Origin of the sequence: Nonomuraea soli (assembly GCF_013761175.1) — a bacterium.
GTDB classification, from domain to species: Bacteria; Actinomycetota; Actinomycetes; order Streptosporangiales; family Streptosporangiaceae; genus Nonomuraea; species Nonomuraea soli.
In genome coordinates, this window is record NZ_JACDUR010000004.1 from 84,705 (window position 1) to 100,939 (window position 16,235).

Consider the following 16,235-nt stretch of genomic DNA (forward strand, 5'->3'; position numbering starts at 1 on the left):
GGGGAGTCGTAATTAGGTATGGCTTGCCTAACTAAGGCATGCCTTACCTAAGTCAGCAAGGATTCTTCATGTCAGACGCACGGCTGGTCGAGCAGGCCCACGCCGCGACCTACCGCTGGCCACTGGACCTGGCCGGGTTCGAGGCCGAGCTCGTCCTCACCGAGGACGGCCGGGCCCACACCGGACACCTGTCCGTGGAGCTGCGGCCGGGCAAGCCGCCGAAGGTCTCGGTCACCCTGGAGGGCGCCGCGACCGACCAGGTGCACTGGACCACCCGGCAGCTCACCCGGATCGTCACCCACCGCCAGGAGAGCCCGTTCGCCAAGGAGCTCACCGTCGTCCCCGAGGAGCGTGAGCACCCCCTGGGTGTCCTGCTCAAGGCCGACGACCGCTTCTCCAGCCTCTTCCGGGTGCGCGGCGACTGGATCACCGAGGTGACCAGGACCATGGCCGACACCGTCAACCGGGTCTTCCACCTGCGTCGCGAGAGCGCCCCCGACGGCCGGCACCTGCCCGCCGTCCTGGCAAGCACGCGCAGCTCCCTCGACGGCCAGATCGTCCAGGTCGAGCTCATCGAGGACACCTACGCCGAGGTTGGCGGGCTGATGTTCCCGCGCAGCCGCTCGGTCATCAGCCAGAGCGCCACCGGCGTGCACACCCGTCTGATCGAACTCAACGTCAAGGAGGTGGCCAGGTGAAGCGCGTCGTCGCCCTCCTCGCCCTGGCCGGAGCCCTGGTCGCCTGCGGCACTGCCCCCGCCGCCCAGCCTGCCACGCAGCCCGCCACGCAGTCCGCCGGCTCCGAGGCTCCCGCCGCCGCTCTGCCGGTCACCATCAAGTCGGCCGACGGCACGGACGTCGAGGTCAAGGACGCCGGCCGGATCATCCCGCTCAACGGCGAGATCGCCGAGATCGTCTTCGCGCTCGGCCTGAAGGACAAGGTCGTCGGCGTGGACCTGTCGGCGATGGGACTGCCGGAGGCGCAGGGCAAGCCCCAGGTCGGCTACGCCCGCACCCTGGCCGCCGAAGGAGTCCTCGCGCTCAAGCCGACCGTGCTGGTCGGCACCACCGACGCCGGGCCGCCCGAGGTGCTGGCGCAGATCAAGAACGCGGGCGTGCCGCTGGTGCAGGTGCCCACCGCCGCGGACTCCGTCGACTCGGTGCCCGCCAAGATCGAGACGGTCGCCGCGGCCGTCGGCGAGCCGGCCAAGGGCAAGGAGCTGGCGGCCAGGGTGGCCGCCGAGATCGCCGCGGCCAAGACCAAGGGCGCCGCGGTCACGACCAAGCCCAAGGTCGCCTTCCTGTACCTGCGCGGCCAGCAGAAGACCTACATGATCGGCGGCAGGGGCGCGAAGGCCGATGCCATGATCACCGCCGCGGGCGGCATCGACGCCGGCTCGGAGGCGGGCATCCAGGGCTACAAGCCGATCACCGCCGAGGCCATGGTCACCGGCGCTCCCGACATCATCCTCGTCATGGACGACGGGCTGGAGTCGGTGGGCGGGATCGACGGCCTGCTCAAGCTGCCGGGCGTCGCCCAGACCCCGGCGGGCAGGAACAAGCGCGTCGTGTCGATGGACGGGCTCGAACTGCTCGGCATGAGCCTGCGCACCGGGCCCGCGCTCGACAAGCTCGTCGCCGCCTTCCAGGCGACATGACCCAGCAGGTCCGGGGCGCCCGGCCTGACAAGACGGCGGCACGGACGGACCACCGTGCCGCTGCCGGAGCGGCGGGCGTCGCGCGGTCGCCCGCCGCCTCCCGGCTGCTGATCCCCGCCCTCGCGGTGCTGCTCGCCACGCTGTGCGTCGTGTCGGCGGGGATCGGCGCGGTCCAGGTGCCCTTCGACGAGGTACTCGGAGCGCTCACCGGCACCAGGACCGAGCACTTCGAGGTGCTCTGGGCGATCCGCTTCCCCAGGGTCGTCCTGGCCCTGATGATCGGCGCCGCCCTCGCGGTGGCCGGCGCCGGCATGCAAGGCGTGTTCGGCAACCCGCTGGCCGAACCCGGCGTGATCGGCGTCTCCTCCGGCGCCGCGGTGGGCGCGGTCGGCGCGATCGTGCTGGGCTTCAGCGCCCTGGGCGGCTGGTCGATCACGGTGGCCGCCTTCGCGGGCGGCTTCGTGGCGACCATCGCCGTCTACGCGCTGGCCAGGAACGGCGGCCGCACCGAGGTCGTGACGCTGGTCCTGACCGGCGTCGCCGTGAACGCGGTGGCCGGCGCGGTCGTCGGCATCTTCACCTTCGTCGCCGACGACGAGGAACTGCGCTCGATCACCTTCTGGAGCCTGGGCAGCGTCGGCGGAGCCAGCTGGGCGGTGGTGGCCGCGATGGCGCCGTTCGCCCTGCTCGGACTGGCCGCGATGCCGTTGTTCTCCAAGGCGCTCGACCTGCTGGCGCTGGGGGAGCGCAGCGCCAGGCATCTGGGCGTCGACACCGAGCGGGTGCGGATCGTGGTGATCGGCCTGGCGGCGCTGCTGACCGGCGCGGGCGTGGCGGCGGCCGGCATCATCGGCTTCGTCGGCCTGGTCGTGCCGCACCTCATCCGCCTGGTCGCCGGGCCCTCGCACCGGATCCTCATCCCCGCCTCCGCGCTGGCCGGTGCCGGCGTGATGCTGCTGGCCGACCTCGCCGCGCGGATGGTGGTCATCCCCGCCGAGCTGCCGATCGGGGTGCTCACCGCGCTGCTGGGCGGGCCGTTCTTCCTCTGGTTGCTGCGCCGTACGAGAAGGGAGCAGGGAGGATGGGCATGATCGACGCGGCGGGGATCACCTGGCGGGCCGGCCGGGCCACGCTGCTCGACGACGTCTGCGTCGAGGCGGGCGAGGGCGAGCTGGTCGCGATCGTCGGACCCAACGGTGCGGGCAAGTCGTCGCTGCTCGCGGTGCTGGCGGGCGACGTACGGCCCGACCGGGGCAGCGTCACGATCGCGGGCGCCGCCCTGCGCGGGCTGCGCCCGGCGGCGCTGGCCAGGCTCCGGGCCGTGCTACCGCAGAAGGTCACGCTGGCCTTCCCGTTCACCGTCGCCCAGGTGGTGGAGATGGGACAGTACGGCAGGCCGTACGACGAGCGCACCCAGCGCGAGGTGATGGACGCGACCGAGGTCGCCCACCTGGCGCACCGGGCCTTCCCCACGCTGTCGGGCGGCGAGCAGGCGCGCGTCTCGCTGGCCAGGGTCCTGGCGCAGGGCGCGCCCGTGCTGCTGCTCGACGAGCCGACCGCCCCGCTGGACCTGCGCCACCAGGAGCAGGTCATGGGCCTGGTGCGGCAGCGCGCCCGCCTGGGCGACACGGTCGTCGTGGTGCTGCACGACCTCAACCTGGCGGCGGCCTACGCCGACCGGATCGTGGTGATGCGCGAGGGCCGGGTGGCCGCCGACGGAGCACCCGGTGACGTGCTCGACGCCGGTTTGCTGAGCGAGGTCTACGCCTGCCCGATCGAGGTGCGCGACAACCTGGTGCTGCCGGTCCGTCACTGCGACTTCTTCCCCGAGGTGCGGCTCCCGCTCGGCGGGCCATCTCGCACCAGTTCTTCCGCCCCTGCCGGGTGACGTTCGACTTCACCTCGATGCGGCTGGAGATACTGGACCCTGACACCGTGTGAGGTCCTAAACCTGGAGGAGTCATGTTCAGCATCGGAGACTTCGCCAGGCTCGGCCGCGTGTCGGTGCGCATGTTGCGCCACTACGACGCCATCGGCCTGCTGCCCCCCGCCCACGTCGACCGCTACACCGGCTACCGGTCCTACCAGGCCGCCCAGCTGGCCAGGCTCAACCGCGTCGTCGCGCTCAAGGATCTCGGCTTCACCCTCGACCAGGTGGCCAGGATCCTCGACGAGAAGCTGAGCGCCGAGGAACTGCACGGCATGGTACGGCTGCGCAGAGCCCAGCTGGAGGCCCAGATCGACGCCGACCTGGCACGGCTGCGCGGGGTGGAGTCGAGGCTCCGGATGATCGAGAGAGAAGGCGCCATGCGAACCGCCGAGATCGTCGTCAAACAGGTCCCCGCCGTCCGCGTCGCCGAGCTCAGCGCGGTGGCCGCCAGCTACGAGCCCGGAGACATCGGTCCCGTGATCCAGCCGCTGTACGACCGGATCATGGAGCGGATGGAGGCCGCGGGGTCGCCCTTCGCCGGGCCCTCCATCGCCTACTACCTCCCGCTCGGCGACGGGACCGTCGAGGTGCACGCGGCCTTCCCCGTCACGGTCGCGAGCGTGCCCGGCCTGACCATGGTCGACCTGCCCGCCCTCGCCGAGGCGGCCACGCTCGTGCACCACGGCCCGCTCGACACCGCCGACGCCTCGATCCAGGCGATGGCACACTGGATCGAGGACAACGGTTACCGCTCGCGCGGCCTGTCGCGTGAGGTCTACCTGCACTGCCCGCCCGACACGGGCCAGGCCGACTGGGTGACGGAGCTGCAGATGGAGATCGCCAAGGCATGACCGACGTGCTCGAACACCACCGCCAGGCCCTGACCGGCTACTGCTACCGCATGCTCGGCTCACCCTTCGAGGCCGAGGACGCCGTGCAGGAGACCCTGGTCAGGGCCTGGCGTACCTTCGACGAGTCCCGGGGGCCGCTGAAGGCGTGGCTGTTCAGGATCGCCACGACCGTCTGCCTCGACATGCTGCGCGGCGCCCAGCGGCGGGCCCGCGCCCTCGACCTGGCCGCTCCGTCCAGGCCCGGCACTCCGCTCGGCCCGCCGCTGCCGGAGAGCTCGTGGGTGCTGCCGATCCCCGACGACCGCCTCGACCCCGCCGAGCTGGCCGTCGCCCGCGAGTCCGTACGGCTGGCGTTCGTCGCGGCGCTGCAGCACCTGCCCGCCCGCCAGCGCGCCGCCCTCATCCTGCGCGACGTGCTCGCCTTCTCCGCCGCCGAGACCGCCGAGCTGATCGGCACCAGCGTCGCCGCGGCCAACAGCGCCCTGCAGCGGGCCCGCGCCGCGCTGCCCGCCACGCCGGAGGCGGAGCCGGTCGACGAGGACCTGGTGGAGCGCTACCTCGACGCGTTCATGCGCAACGACGTCGACACGCTGGTCAAGCTGCTCCACGCCGACGCCACGATGACCATGCCGCCGTTCGCCTGGTGGCTGCGCGGACGCGACGACCTGGAGGCCGTCCTGCGGCTCTCGGGCACGCCCTGCCACGACAACCGGTTCGTTCCCGCGATGGCCAACGGGGGCAGGGTGTTCGGGCAGTATCTCCCTGACGGCACGCCGTTCGCCCTGCTCATGCTGGAGACGCGGGGCGGGCTGGTGGTCGGGAGCTCGACGTATCTCGACGCGGAGAGAATCTTCCCGCTCTTCGATGAGTTCCGGGCGGCGGCGTCGTAGTAAGGAGTATGGAACCGACAATCATCGACCGTCCCGCGCAGCCGTACATGGGCATCAAGGGCACGGTCACCATGACCAGCTTCGCCAAGATCGCCGACCGCATCCCCGAACTGGCCGGCTGGCTGCCCGCCCACGGCCTGCAGATCGTGGGGGCGCCGTTCTTCCGCTACTACGTCATCGACATGGACGGCGACCTCCAGCTCGAGGTGGGCTTCCCGGTGGCGTCCACGACGGAGGGCGAGGGCGACATCAAGCCGGGCGAGCTGCCCGCCGGGCGCTACGCCTCCGTCATGCACCACGGTCACCCCGACGGGCTGAAGGAGGTGACCGCCGACCTGCTCGCCCGCGACCTGGCCTGGGACGTGCGGGACGATCGCTGGGGCGCCCGGCTGGAGGTCTTCCACACCAACCCGGCCGAGCAGCCCGACTGGAACGAGTGGGACACCGAGCTGCTGTTCAAGCTGAAAGACTAGCTCGGTATACGTAACTCATCCGATGCGCCCGCCGGGGCCTCGCCCGTAGATTCCGGACGAGGTGAGCCGAATGCGCAAGCTAGTTGTGCTGTTATCGACCGCGATCCTGGCCGCGTTCCCCGCGGGCGCCGCCGTAGCGGAGAAGAAACCACCACCACCAGCCCAGTCCGAGGTCGTCTACCAGCGCGCCGATCTCGGCGCCGGGCTGAGCTTCGGACAACCGGCGGGCACCATCGAGTACGGCGGAGCCACCTGGGAGTACTCCCAGTGGACGGGCCAGGACAGGCAGATCGGTTTCGGAGCCACCGAACTGATCGCCTCCTGGACCGCCGACACCCCGGCCGGTACCTGGATCCAGATCGAGATGCGGGGAACCGCGCCCGACACCAAGTGGTATGTCATGGGCCGCTGGGCCTACGGCGAGTCCGACATCCAGCGGACCTCCGTGCCGGGACAGGGTGACGCCGACGGCACGGTCTCCGTCGACACGTTCGTCGCCGCCGCGGGCAAGCCGATCGACTCCTACCAGCTGCGGGTGACGCTCTACCGCAAGCCGGGCGCCACCGGCGGACCCACGGTCCGCACCCTGGGGGCGATGGCCTCGGCGGTCCCCGAGCGCAAGACCGTCCCGGTGAGTCCGGGCGGCGAGGCCTGGGGCGTCGAGCTGAACGTGCCGCGCCGCTCGCAGAGCATCCACCAGGGCCACTACCCCGAATGGGACGGAGGCGGCCAGGCCTGGTGCAGCCCGACGTCCACCACGATGGTGCTCGGCTTCTGGGGCAAGTGGCCCAGCGCGGCAGACACGGCCTGGGTGGATCCCGCGGACCCCAGCCCCGAGGTCGACTACGCCGCCAGGTACGTCTACGACCACGCCTACCAGGGCGCGGGCAACTGGCCGTTCAACACCGCCTACGCCGGCCGCTACGGGCTCGACGGCTTCGTCACGCGGCTGCGGTCGCTGACGGAGCTGGAGAAGTTCGTCAAGGCAGGCATCCCCGTGATCACGTCGCAGTCGTTCAAGAAGGGCGAGCTGCCAGGAGCCGGGTACGGCACCAACGGCCACATCTTCGTGGTCATCGGGTTCACCGCCACCGGCGACGTGATCGTCAACGACCCGGCCAACTCGCCCGCGAACGACGACGCGCGCCGCGTCTATCCCCGCGCCGACTTCGAGAACGTCTGGCAGCGCAGCTCCAGCAGCGGCGGCATCGTCTACATCATCCGGCCGCCCGGCCACCCGCTGCCCGCGGGCGTGCCAGGGGTGCCGGCCAACTGGTGAGGTTCAGGCCGGGCCCGACCTCTGGCGGGTGGCCGCCAGAGGTCGCTACAGGCCCAGCGCGGCGCTCAGGTCGCGCTTGATCGCCTCCAGGTCGGCGGCGGCCCGCTCGCGCGAGTCGCCGACGACCTCCAGGTAGCACTTGAGCTTGGGTTCGGTGCCCGACGGCCGGACCACGATCCGGCCGTCACCGGCCAGCCGGTAGCGCAGCCCGTCGGTGGGCGGCAACTGCGCCGAGCCCTCGCTCAGGTCGTCGGCCGCCTCGACCGCGCGCCCGCCCAGCGAGGTGGGCGGCTCGGCGCGCAACCTGGCCATGGCGCCGGTGATCAGCGACAGGTCGTCGACGCGCACCGACAACTGCGAGGTCAGGTGCAGCCCGAACCGGCGCGCCTGGTCGTCGAGCAGGTCGAGCAGGGTGCGTCCCGACCGCTTGGCCTGCGCGGCGATGGCGGCGACGGTGAGCGCGGCGCTGATGCCGTCCTTGTCGTGCACCGGCAGCCCCGCGTCGGAGCCGACGCTGTAGCCCAGCGCCTCCTCGTAGCCGAAGACCAGGCCCTCACCCGCCCGCATGATCCACTTGAAGCCGGTGAGCGTCTCGGTATAGCGCACGCCGTACTCCGCGGCGATCTTGCCGAGCAGCGTCGAGGAGACGATCGTGGTGGCCACCAGTACATCACCCGAGGTGTGGGTGAGCACGTACTCCCCGAGCAGGCCGCCCACCTCGTCGCCGGTGAGCATGCGGAAGCCGCCGCCCGGCAGGGGCACGCCCACCGCGCACCGGTCGGCGTCGGGATCGTTGGCCAGCACCACGTCGGCGTCGATCTTCCTGGCCAGCTCGAAGGCCAGGTCCATCGCGCCCGGCTCCTCCGGGTTGGGGAAGGAGACCGTCGGGAACTCGGGATCGGGCTCACGCTGCGCCTCGACCGGCACCGGAGCGTCGAACCCGGCCGTCAGGAACGCGCGCTCCAGCAGCTCGGCGCCGACCCCGTGCAGCGCGGTCGAGGCGATGCGCAGCTCACGGGCGTCGCCCAGCGGCAACGCCGTGACCGCCTTCAGGTAGGCGTCGACGATCGGCTCGCCGAGCGTCTCCCACGAGTCGCCCAGCGGCAGCTCGTCGACCCGGCCCACGGCGTCGATCGCCGCGGAGATCTCGCCGTCGACCGGCGGCACGATCTGCGAGCCGTCGCCCCAGTAGACCTTGTAGCCGTTGTCGCGCGGCGGGTTGTGGCTGGCGGTGACCATCACGCCCGCGTCGGCGCCCAGCTCTTTGACGGCGAAGGCCAGCAGGGGAGTGGGCAGGTGGCGCGCCATGATCGACGCCTTCAGCCCGGCGCCCGTCAGCACCGCCGCGGTGTCGCGCGCGAACACGTCCGACTTGTGACGGGCGTCGAAGCCGATGACCACGTGCTTGCCGGGGCCGAGGACCGCGGCCAGGCCCGCCGCCGCGCGCATCACCGTCACGCGGTTCATGCGGTTGGGACCGGCTCCGAGCTCACCGCGCAGGCCCGCCGTACCGAACTCGAGCTTGGCCCCGAACCGCTCGGCCAGCTGTGCCGGGTCGCCCAGGATGGCTTCCAGCTCGGCCCGCGTGTCGGGATCGGGATCCTGCGCCAGCCATTCCTCGGGAGTCACAGGCGATCGACCACCTTGGCCAGCAGCACGCCCATGCGCGCCGCGGTCGCCTTGCCGACCTCGAGGACCTCCTCGTGGTTGAGCGGCTCGCCGACCAGGCCCGCGCCCGGGTTGGTGACCAGCGAGACGCCCAGCACCTCCAGCCCGGCCTCGCGGGCGGCGATGGCCTCGAGCACCGTCGACATGCCGATCATGTCGCCGCCGAGCGTGCGCAGCATCCGGATCTCGGCGGGCGTCTCGTAGGTGGGGCCGCGGAAGGCCACGTAGACGCCCTCGGCCAGGGTCGGGTCGATCTCGCGTACGAGAGCGCGCAGCCGCTTGGAATAGACCTCGGTGAGGTCGATGAAGGTGGTGCCGCTGATCGGGACCGCGCCCGTCAGGTTGATGTGATCGCTGATCAGCACCGGGTCGCCGACCTTCTGCGTCTCCGGCCGCAGGCCGCCGGCGGCGTTGGTCAGCACCAGCGTGCCCACCCCCGCGGCGGCCGCCGTCCGCACGCCGTGCACGACCGGGTCCACGCCGCGGCCTTCGTACAGGTGCGTGCGGCCCAGGAAGATCAGCGCATGGCGGCCCGTGTCGGTGCGAACGACGCGGATCTTGCCCCCGTGGCCGGCGACGGCCGGGGCCGAGAAGCCGGGCAGGTCGGTGAAGGGGATCTCGGCGACGGCCTGGCCGATGGCCTGCGCAGCCGGGACCCAGCCCGAACCCATCACCAGGGCGACGTCGAAGGACTCGAGCCCGGTGGCGGCCTTCAGCGCTGCCGCGGCCTCTTGGGCGAGGGTGTACGGATTGGTGCTCACTTTCAGTAGTTTAGGAGCAGCCTGTCCAGCACCCTCACACCGAACCGCAATGCTTCGACCGGCACTCGTTCATCGACCCCGTGGAACATCGCCGCGAAGTCCATGTCCTTGGGCAGGCGCAGCGGCACGAAGCCGAAGCCCCTCACGTTCAGGTCGGCGAAGAAGGTCTTGTTGTCCGTTCCGCCCGACATGCAGTACGGCACGGCGCGCGCGGTCGGGTCCTCCGCCTTGAGCGCGGCGATCATCGCCTCCACCAGGGCCCCGTCGAAGCCGGTCTCCAGCGCGATGTCGTGGTGGATGGACTCGCGGCGCACCTTGTCGCCCAGCAGGGAGTCGACGGTCTTGAAGAACTCCTCCTCGTGTCCCGGCAGGAAACGCCCGTCGATCACGGCCTCGGCGCGCCCGGGGATGACGTTGGCCTTGTAGCCGGAGCTCAACTGGGTCGGGTTGGTGGTGTGCTGCAGCGTGGCACCGACGAAGCGCACCAGCGGGCCGATCTTCTCCAGCAGGTTCGACGGGTCGGACTCGTCGAACGGCAGGCCGAAGGCGTCGGCGATCTCGGTGAGGAAGGTGCGCACGGTCGGGGTGTAGGTCAGCGGCCACTCGTGCGAGCCGATGCGCGCCACGGCTTTGGCGAGCTCGGTCACCGCGTTGTCGGAGTTCAGCATGGAGCCGTGACCCGCGCGGCCGTCGGCGACCAGCCGCATCCAGGCCAGCCCCTTCTGAGCGGTCTCGATCAGGTAGAGCCGCAGGCTCGGGTCGACCTCCAGGGAGTAGCCGCCCACCTCGCTGATCGCCTCGGTGACACCCTCGAACAGCTCCGGGTGCGCCTTGGTGAGGTACTTGGCGCCGTACTCCCCGCCCGCCTCCTCGTCGGCCACCCACGCGAACACCAGGTCGCGCCGGGGGCGGCGGCCCTCGGTGACCATCTGGCGCAGCACCGCGAGCATCATGGCGTCCATGTCCTTCATGTCCACCGCGCCCCGGCCCCAGATGTAGCCGTCCCTGATCTCGCCGGCGAAGGGATCGACCGTCCAGTCGGCCGCGTTGGCCGGCACCACGTCCAGATGGCCGTGGACCAGCAGGGCGGGCAGGCTCGGGTCGGTGCCCTCGATGCGGGTGACCACATTGGCCCTGCGGTCGGCGCTCTCGCTGTAGTGCGCCTCGACGCCCACCTCCGCCAGCCTGGCCATGACGATCTCGGCGGCCTCACGCTCGCCCGGTCCGCTGCCGTCGCCGTAGTTGCTGGTGTCGGCACGGATCAGCTCCACGCACAGGTCGGCCACTTCGTGTTCAGCGTGCGTCATGACTGCTCTTTCCTGAAATGTGCGCTGGTGAGTCGATCTCACGGTATCGACCTGGTGACACCGGTGATGAACGCGGCCATGGCGGCGGCGCACTCGGCCCAGTGCGTTTCCAGCAGGAGGTGGCCCGCGTCGAAGACGTGCATCTCGAGCCGGTCGACGGTCCGCGCGTACCCCATGATCTCGGCCAGGTCGAAGAACGGGTCGTGGCGGCCCCAGAACAGCAGGCACGGCGGCCGGTGGGTGCGGTGGTAGCGGGCCAGCTCGCCGAAGCGGGCGACATGCGAGGCGTAGTCGGTGAAGAGCTGGAACTGCACGTCGATGTTGCCGGGCCGCGACATGCGCTCCCAGTCGAGATGCCACGACTCCGGCGGGTGCAGGTCGCGCACCCGCTCGGGCAGCCCGCCCAGATACTGCTCGCGGGTGCCCTCGAAGTTCAGCCACTCGGGCAGCTTGGCGCGAGTGGCCTCGGAGGGTTCGGCCCAGAAGTCCCTGACGACGTCCCACTGGCTGCCCAGGCCGTCCTCGTGGGCGTTGCCGTTCTGCACGATGAGCCCGAGAATCCGGTCGGGGCGCCGGGTGGCCAGGTGGTAGCCCACCGGCGCGCCGAAGTCGTGCAGGTAGACGAAGAACTTTTCGACGCCGATCTGATCGAGGAACGCCTCCATGGTGTCGGCCAGGTTGGCGAAGGTGTAGTCGAACTCGTCGACCAGGGGCGCGGACGAGAAGCCGAAGCCCGGCAGGTCGGGTGCGACGACCCGGCTCACCTCGGCCAGCGGCGCCATCACGTGGCGGAAGGTGTGCGAGGAACTCGGGAAGCCGTGCAGCAGCAGCACGCAGGGCAGGTCAGGCCCGCCCGCCTCCCGGTAGAAGATCTCGAGTCCGTTCACCTCGACGGTGCGGTGGCGGGTCTTGCGCATGAGCGGGCTCTCCTCGGCTGATCCGCGGTGCGACGGCGCCGACCGGCCGGCATCGGATCAGCTCCCCCGTGCGACCAGGTCGCGCCCTTCCACTCCCACGGCTACCCGGGCAACCCCCGCCTACCCCCTAGAGGCTGTTGCAGGGCCTGGCCCGCAGCTCCTTGACGTAGTCGTCGGGCGCTCCCGCCAGCTCGGCCGCGTCGGCCAGGATGCCCAGGTATCGGGCGCTCGGCAGCCCGCCCTCGTAGGCGTCGAGCACGTAGAACCACGCCAGGACGTCGCCCTCCAGGGTGTGCACCCGCAGCCGGATCTTGTGATACAGCCCCCTGCTGGCGCCCTCCCACTGGTCCAGCTCGGACTCGTCCCACTCGGGCACGTCGTAGAGCACGACGAAGACCTGCTGATTCGGCTCCTCGACGATGGTGGCGAGCGCGCCCTCCCAGCCGAGATCCTCCCCGCCGAACGTCAAACGCCATCCGCTGACCCAGCCAGATCCCCTGATCGGGGAGTGCGGAGCCCGGATGGCCATCTGCTTGGGATCCATGTTGGAGCCGTAAGCGGCGTAGACCGGCATAGCCACCTAGGGTACCGCTTCACCTCCTGCTTGGCGGATGCGGGAGAATGGGATACGTGACGAGGATCGTGATCATCGGTGGCGGACCTGGCGGATACGAGGCGGCATTGGTGGCCGCGCAGCTAGGTGCGCAGGTCACCATGGTCGAACAGGACGGGCCAGGTGGCGCCTGCGTGCTCACCGACTGCGTGCCCTCCAAGACCCTCATCGCCACCTCCGTGCGTAAGCAGGCGCTGCTCGACGCCCCCTCACTGGGGGTGCATTACAGCGGTGGCGCCGACGGCGACGCAGGCACGGCCGAGATCGACGTGCCGCTGGTCAACCAGCGTGTGAAGGAGCTGGCCCAGGCGCAGTCGGTCGACATCGGCACCCGCCTGGCCGCCGAGGGCGTCGAGGTCATCAAGGCGGCCGGCCGCCTGGTCGACCCGCAGGTCGTCCGGGCGGGCGACCGCACCATCCGGGCCGACGTCGTCCTGGTCGCCACCGGCGCCACCCCGCGCGTGCTCAAGGGCTCCGAGCCCGACGGCGAGCGCATTCTCACCTGGCGTCAGCTCTACGACCTCAAGGAGCTGCCCGAACACCTCATCGTGATCGGCTCGGGCGTCACCGGCGCCGAGTTCGCCGGCGCCTACCGCTCGCTCGGCTCCGAGGTCACCCTGGTCTCCTCGCGCGACCGCATGATGCCCAACGAGGACGCCGACGGCGCCGAGGTGCTCGAAGAGGTCTACCGGCGGCGCGGCATGAACGTCATGGGCCGCTCCCGCGCCTCCTCGGTGCGCCGCACCGCCGACGGCGTGGTCGTCACCCTCGAAGACGGCAGGATCGCCGAGGGCTCCCACGCCCTGATGACCGTCGGCATGGTCCCCAACACCTCCGGCCTCGGCCTGGAGGAGGCGGGCGTCCAGCTCGACCAGGGCGGCTTCGTCAAGGTCGACAAGGTCTCACGCACCTCCGCCCCCGGCGTCTACGCCGCGGGCGACTGCACCGGGGTGCTCATGCTCGCCTCGGTCGCCGCCATGCAGGGCCGCATCGCCGTCTGGCACGCCCTCGGCGAGGCCGTCCAGCCCCTGCGCCTGGCCACGGTCGCGAGCAACATCTTCACCGACCCCGAGATCGCCTCCGTCGGCGTCTCGCAGAAGCAGATCGAGGCCGGCGAGATCGAGGCGAACGTGGTCAAGCTGCCGCTGGCCACCAACGCCAGGGCCAAGATGCAGGGCTTCCACGACGGGTTCGTCAAGCTCTTCTGCCGCCCGCACACCGGCATCGTGCTCGGCGGCGTGGTCGTCGCGCCGCGCGCCTCCGAGCTGATCCTCGCGGTGTCGGTGGCGGTGCAGCAGCGCCTGACCGTCGACCAGCTCGCCCACACCTTCGCGGTCTACCCGTCGTTGTCGGGCTCCATCACCGAGGCCGCGCGCCGGCTCATGCAGCCCATGGCCGCCATCGGGATCTAGACGAGCGGTCAGTCCCAGGGGAGCCAGGTGTCGGTGGGGATCCGCAGGTTGAGGGGATCAGGCAGGGCGATCGCCTCGCCGAACGGCCAGACCTCCTCGTGGAGGTAGGCGGCCGAGGCGGCGTCGGGGATGGAGTAGAGGGTGGTGGCGGCGACCTTGGGGTCGAGGTCGACGAGGAGGTAGTAGGGGACTTCGGCGCGGGCGTAGGCGCACCATTTGCCGGTCCCCTTGCCGGGGCGGTCCCGGCGGGCGTTGCCTTGCGAGGTGATCTCGACGATCACCTCGGCTTGATCGGGGACGAGCCGGGCGGATCGCGCCTCCACGGCGTCCTTCAGGAGGTCGTGGTCCAGGAGCATGATGTCGGGGATGTAGCCGTCCTCCCAGGCCATGAAGTCGAGCTGCGGGCCTTGCAGCGCCCTCCAGGGGTAGCCGGGGTTCTCGAACTCGCGCCGGTACACCGCCTTGCAGATCGTTTCGGCGATGTAGGCGTGGGGCACGCCGGGGGCTACCGACACGACGATCTCTCCATCGATGATCTCGACTCGGCTCCCGTCGGGAACGTGCAGGTAATCGTCGAGGGTGCCTTCCAGCCACATGCGATACGGAGAATCCGGGAGAAGGACGGGTCCGTGCATTTGGGCGATGGTCACCTTACGCACCTCCTCGTTCACGATCAGCTCCCGTCACCCTAGCGATCACTCTTACTCAGAGTAAGCCAAATGAGCGAAGAGCAACCGATCCAGCCCCTCATCGTCCAGCCGGGTGCTCACGTACCAAGCATCCCCGTTCCGCGTGATCGCCGGGGTGCCGTCCGGGTAACGCACCACCGCCGAGGCCCCCCGCAGCTCCACGGACTCGCTCCACGCGGCGGCCGTGCTCCCGTCCGACAGCTTCACCGGTTCCGCGAGCGGCCGGAACTCGTCCACCCGCACGCCCAGGCGCTCGCGGAAGGCGCCCGGGTGGCCGCCGAGACGGACGCGGTTGTGCTCGTCCGTGACGCCGCTGAAGAACGAGACGACCAGGGTCCCTGGGAAGGCGCGCAAGCGTGCGGCGTCGGCGTCGGAGACGGGAGGCAGGCAGGGGACGAGGATCATGCGATAGGGGGAAAAATCGGCGGAAGGGCTGACGAAGTCGATGGTGATGCCCCGCCGCGACAGCACCCGGTGCGCCTGCCGCATCGCCTCCCAGTAGTCCAGGTCGGGCGAGGGCAGCGACGGCGACTGCAGTGACCACCACGCCTGGTCGTCCCAGACGATCGCGACCTGGGCGGGACGCGACGGGGGCAGGCCGAGCAGGTCGCGCGCGTCGTCGGCCGAGGAGATCCCGCCGAGCGTGCGCCCCAGGTCGCAGACCTCCCTGAAGGTCCGGCTGTCCGCTCCGGCGTGCGGGACCATCCCGTGGTGCCACAGCTCGGCGCCGCCGCGTGAGGCGCGCCACTGGAAGAACAGCACCCCGGACGCCCCCGCGGCGACGTGGCGGAGGCTGTGCGTGGCGAGCTCGCCCGGCGCCTTCGGCAGTGTGCGGCCGCCGGAGTAGACGACGCCGGCGGCCTGCTCCATCAGCATCCACGGCTTGCCCGCCGCCCACGATCGGGCCAGGTCGGCGGCGAAGGCGCTCTCCTCGTCGGCCGTGTCGGGTGAGGACGGGTAGTGGTCGACGGCGACGACGTCGACCTCGCGCGACCACGCCCAGTGGTCGACGTCGACCCACGGGCCGAACACGTAGTTGGTGGTCACGGGCTTGCCGGTGGGCGCCAGGAGGCGTTTGGCGTCAAGGAAGTGTTCCAGCATCGCGTCGGAGCGGAAGCGCCGCCAGTCGAGCACGTGGGCGGGGTTGGGGTGCCACTGGGTCTGCAGCGGCGGCGTGATCTGCTGCCACGAGGAGTAGCGCTGGCTCCAGAACGCGGTGGTCCAGGCGTCGTTGAGCGCTTCCAGCGTGCCGTGGCGCTGCTCCAGCCAGGTCCGGAAGTCCTCGGCGGCGTGCTCGCAGTGGCAGGCGGAGCCGTACTCGTTGTGCACGTGCCACATGGCCAGGGCGGGATGCGTGCCGTACCTGGCGACCAGTTCGGAGACGATCGCCCGCGAGTGTTCGCGGTAGACGGGGGAGTGCACGCAGTAGGTGTCGCGGCTGCCGTACGCGAGGCGGACCCCGGAGGCGGTCACGTTGCGGGCCTGCGCGGGCATCCACGGCGGCGGCGAGGCGGTGGGGGTGGCGAGGTCGACCTGGATGCCGCCCTCGTGCAGCAGGTCCATCACCCGGTCGAGCCAGCCGAAGTCGTAGACGCCGGGTGAGGGTTCCAGGCGTGACCAGGCGAAGACGCCGACGGTGACCAGGTTGACCCCGGCCTGGCGCATGAGGGCGACGTCCTCGTGCCAGACCTCTTCCGGCCACTGCTCCGGGTTGTAGTCGCCGCCGTAGTACACGTCGCCTCCGATTGACGTTTGTTGGTATGGCGACCAAACTAATTGAGAGAAGAG

The 16,235-nt window shown here is 70.9% G+C and carries 16 protein-coding genes; 9 read left to right on the plus strand and 7 right to left on the minus strand.

Translation table 11 applies throughout. From position 1 onward, the window contains the following. Nucleotides 1-68 precede the first annotated feature (68 nt). From HNR30_RS18890 to HNR30_RS18925, 8 genes are all read left to right on the plus strand, one after another. A complete protein-coding gene (locus HNR30_RS18890) occupies nt 69-698 on the plus strand; it encodes a DUF3386 family protein (RefSeq protein WP_181611235.1) in 630 nt (209 codons plus the stop codon). Continuing rightward, a complete protein-coding gene (locus HNR30_RS18895) occupies nt 695-1,657 on the plus strand; it encodes a heme/hemin ABC transporter substrate-binding protein (RefSeq protein ID WP_181611236.1) in 963 nt (320 codons plus the stop codon). The genes HNR30_RS18890 and HNR30_RS18895 overlap by 4 nt, the downstream gene beginning before the upstream one ends. Then, nucleotides 1,654-2,748 carry a FecCD family ABC transporter permease gene (locus HNR30_RS18900; RefSeq protein ID WP_181611237.1) on the plus strand — a complete coding sequence of 365 codons (1,095 nt, stop codon included), beginning with the start codon at nt 1,654-1,656 and terminating at the stop codon, nt 2,746-2,748. The genes HNR30_RS18895 and HNR30_RS18900 overlap by 4 nt, the downstream gene beginning before the upstream one ends. Further along, complete coding sequence (locus HNR30_RS18905) at nt 2,739-3,545, plus strand: heme ABC transporter ATP-binding protein (RefSeq protein WP_181611238.1); 807 nt, start codon at nt 2,739-2,741, stop codon at nt 3,543-3,545. Before HNR30_RS18900 ends, HNR30_RS18905 begins: the two co-directional genes overlap by 10 nt. A gap of 74 nt (nt 3,546-3,619) precedes the next feature. Next, nucleotides 3,620-4,438 (plus strand): MerR family transcriptional regulator, encoded by an 819-nt coding sequence (locus tag HNR30_RS18910; RefSeq protein ID WP_181611239.1) that lies wholly within the window; start codon nt 3,620-3,622, stop codon nt 4,436-4,438. Continuing rightward, nucleotides 4,435-5,328: an RNA polymerase subunit sigma-70 gene (locus HNR30_RS18915; protein ID WP_181611240.1), complete on the plus strand. Its 894-nt coding sequence runs from the start codon at nt 4,435-4,437 to the stop codon at nt 5,326-5,328. The genes HNR30_RS18910 and HNR30_RS18915 overlap by 4 nt, the downstream gene beginning before the upstream one ends. Before the next feature lie 8 nt (nt 5,329-5,336). Then, entirely contained in the window at nt 5,337-5,801 is a 465-nt protein-coding gene (locus tag HNR30_RS18920) for a GyrI-like domain-containing protein (protein WP_181611241.1), read from the plus strand. A 70-nt stretch (nt 5,802-5,871) separates the two neighbouring features. Next, entirely contained in the window at nt 5,872-7,080 is a 1,209-nt protein-coding gene (locus HNR30_RS18925; RefSeq protein ID WP_181611242.1) for a C39 family peptidase, read from the plus strand. Nucleotides 7,081-7,125: 45 nt separating this feature from the next. Here the strand turns inward: HNR30_RS18925 and HNR30_RS18930 are convergent, their stop codons facing one another. The 5 genes from HNR30_RS18930 to HNR30_RS18950 form a co-directional block, all read right to left on the minus strand. Then, complete coding sequence (locus HNR30_RS18930) at nt 7,126-8,709, minus strand: phospho-sugar mutase (protein ID WP_181611243.1); 1,584 nt, start codon at nt 8,707-8,709, stop codon at nt 7,126-7,128. Then, on the minus strand, nt 8,706-9,509 hold the full coding sequence (locus tag HNR30_RS18935) for a purine-nucleoside phosphorylase (RefSeq protein ID WP_181611244.1): 804 nt from the start codon (nt 9,507-9,509) through the stop codon (nt 8,706-8,708). The genes HNR30_RS18930 and HNR30_RS18935 overlap by 4 nt, the downstream gene beginning before the upstream one ends. Before the next feature lie 2 nt (nt 9,510-9,511). After that, nucleotides 9,512-10,816 carry a M20/M25/M40 family metallo-hydrolase gene (locus HNR30_RS18940; protein WP_181611245.1) on the minus strand — a complete coding sequence of 435 codons (1,305 nt, stop codon included), beginning with the start codon at nt 10,814-10,816 and terminating at the stop codon, nt 9,512-9,514. A 38-nt stretch (nt 10,817-10,854) separates the two neighbouring features. Next, nucleotides 10,855-11,733, minus strand: a complete 879-nt coding sequence (locus HNR30_RS18945; protein ID WP_181611246.1) for an alpha/beta fold hydrolase — start codon at nt 11,731-11,733, stop codon at nt 10,855-10,857. A gap of 127 nt (nt 11,734-11,860) precedes the next feature. After that, complete coding sequence (locus HNR30_RS18950; RefSeq protein WP_181611247.1) at nt 11,861-12,307, minus strand: gamma-glutamylcyclotransferase family protein; 447 nt, start codon at nt 12,305-12,307, stop codon at nt 11,861-11,863. A 56-nt stretch (nt 12,308-12,363) separates the two neighbouring features. Between HNR30_RS18950 and HNR30_RS18955 the strand changes: the two genes are divergently transcribed. Continuing rightward, nucleotides 12,364-13,758 (plus strand): NAD(P)H-quinone dehydrogenase, encoded by a 1,395-nt coding sequence (locus HNR30_RS18955; protein WP_181611248.1) that lies wholly within the window; start codon nt 12,364-12,366, stop codon nt 13,756-13,758. Nucleotides 13,759-13,766: 8 nt separating this feature from the next. Here HNR30_RS18955 and HNR30_RS18960 read toward each other — a convergent pair whose 3' ends face one another. Both HNR30_RS18960 and HNR30_RS50185 read right to left on the minus strand, forming a co-directional pair. Next, nucleotides 13,767-14,408 carry a Uma2 family endonuclease gene (locus HNR30_RS18960; protein WP_220133775.1) on the minus strand — a complete coding sequence of 214 codons (642 nt, stop codon included), beginning with the start codon at nt 14,406-14,408 and terminating at the stop codon, nt 13,767-13,769. 51 nt (nt 14,409-14,459) lie between these two features. Beyond that, complete coding sequence (locus tag HNR30_RS50185; protein ID WP_181611250.1) at nt 14,460-16,181, minus strand: beta-galactosidase; 1,722 nt, start codon at nt 16,179-16,181, stop codon at nt 14,460-14,462. Between the last annotated feature and the right edge of the window lie 54 nt (nt 16,182-16,235).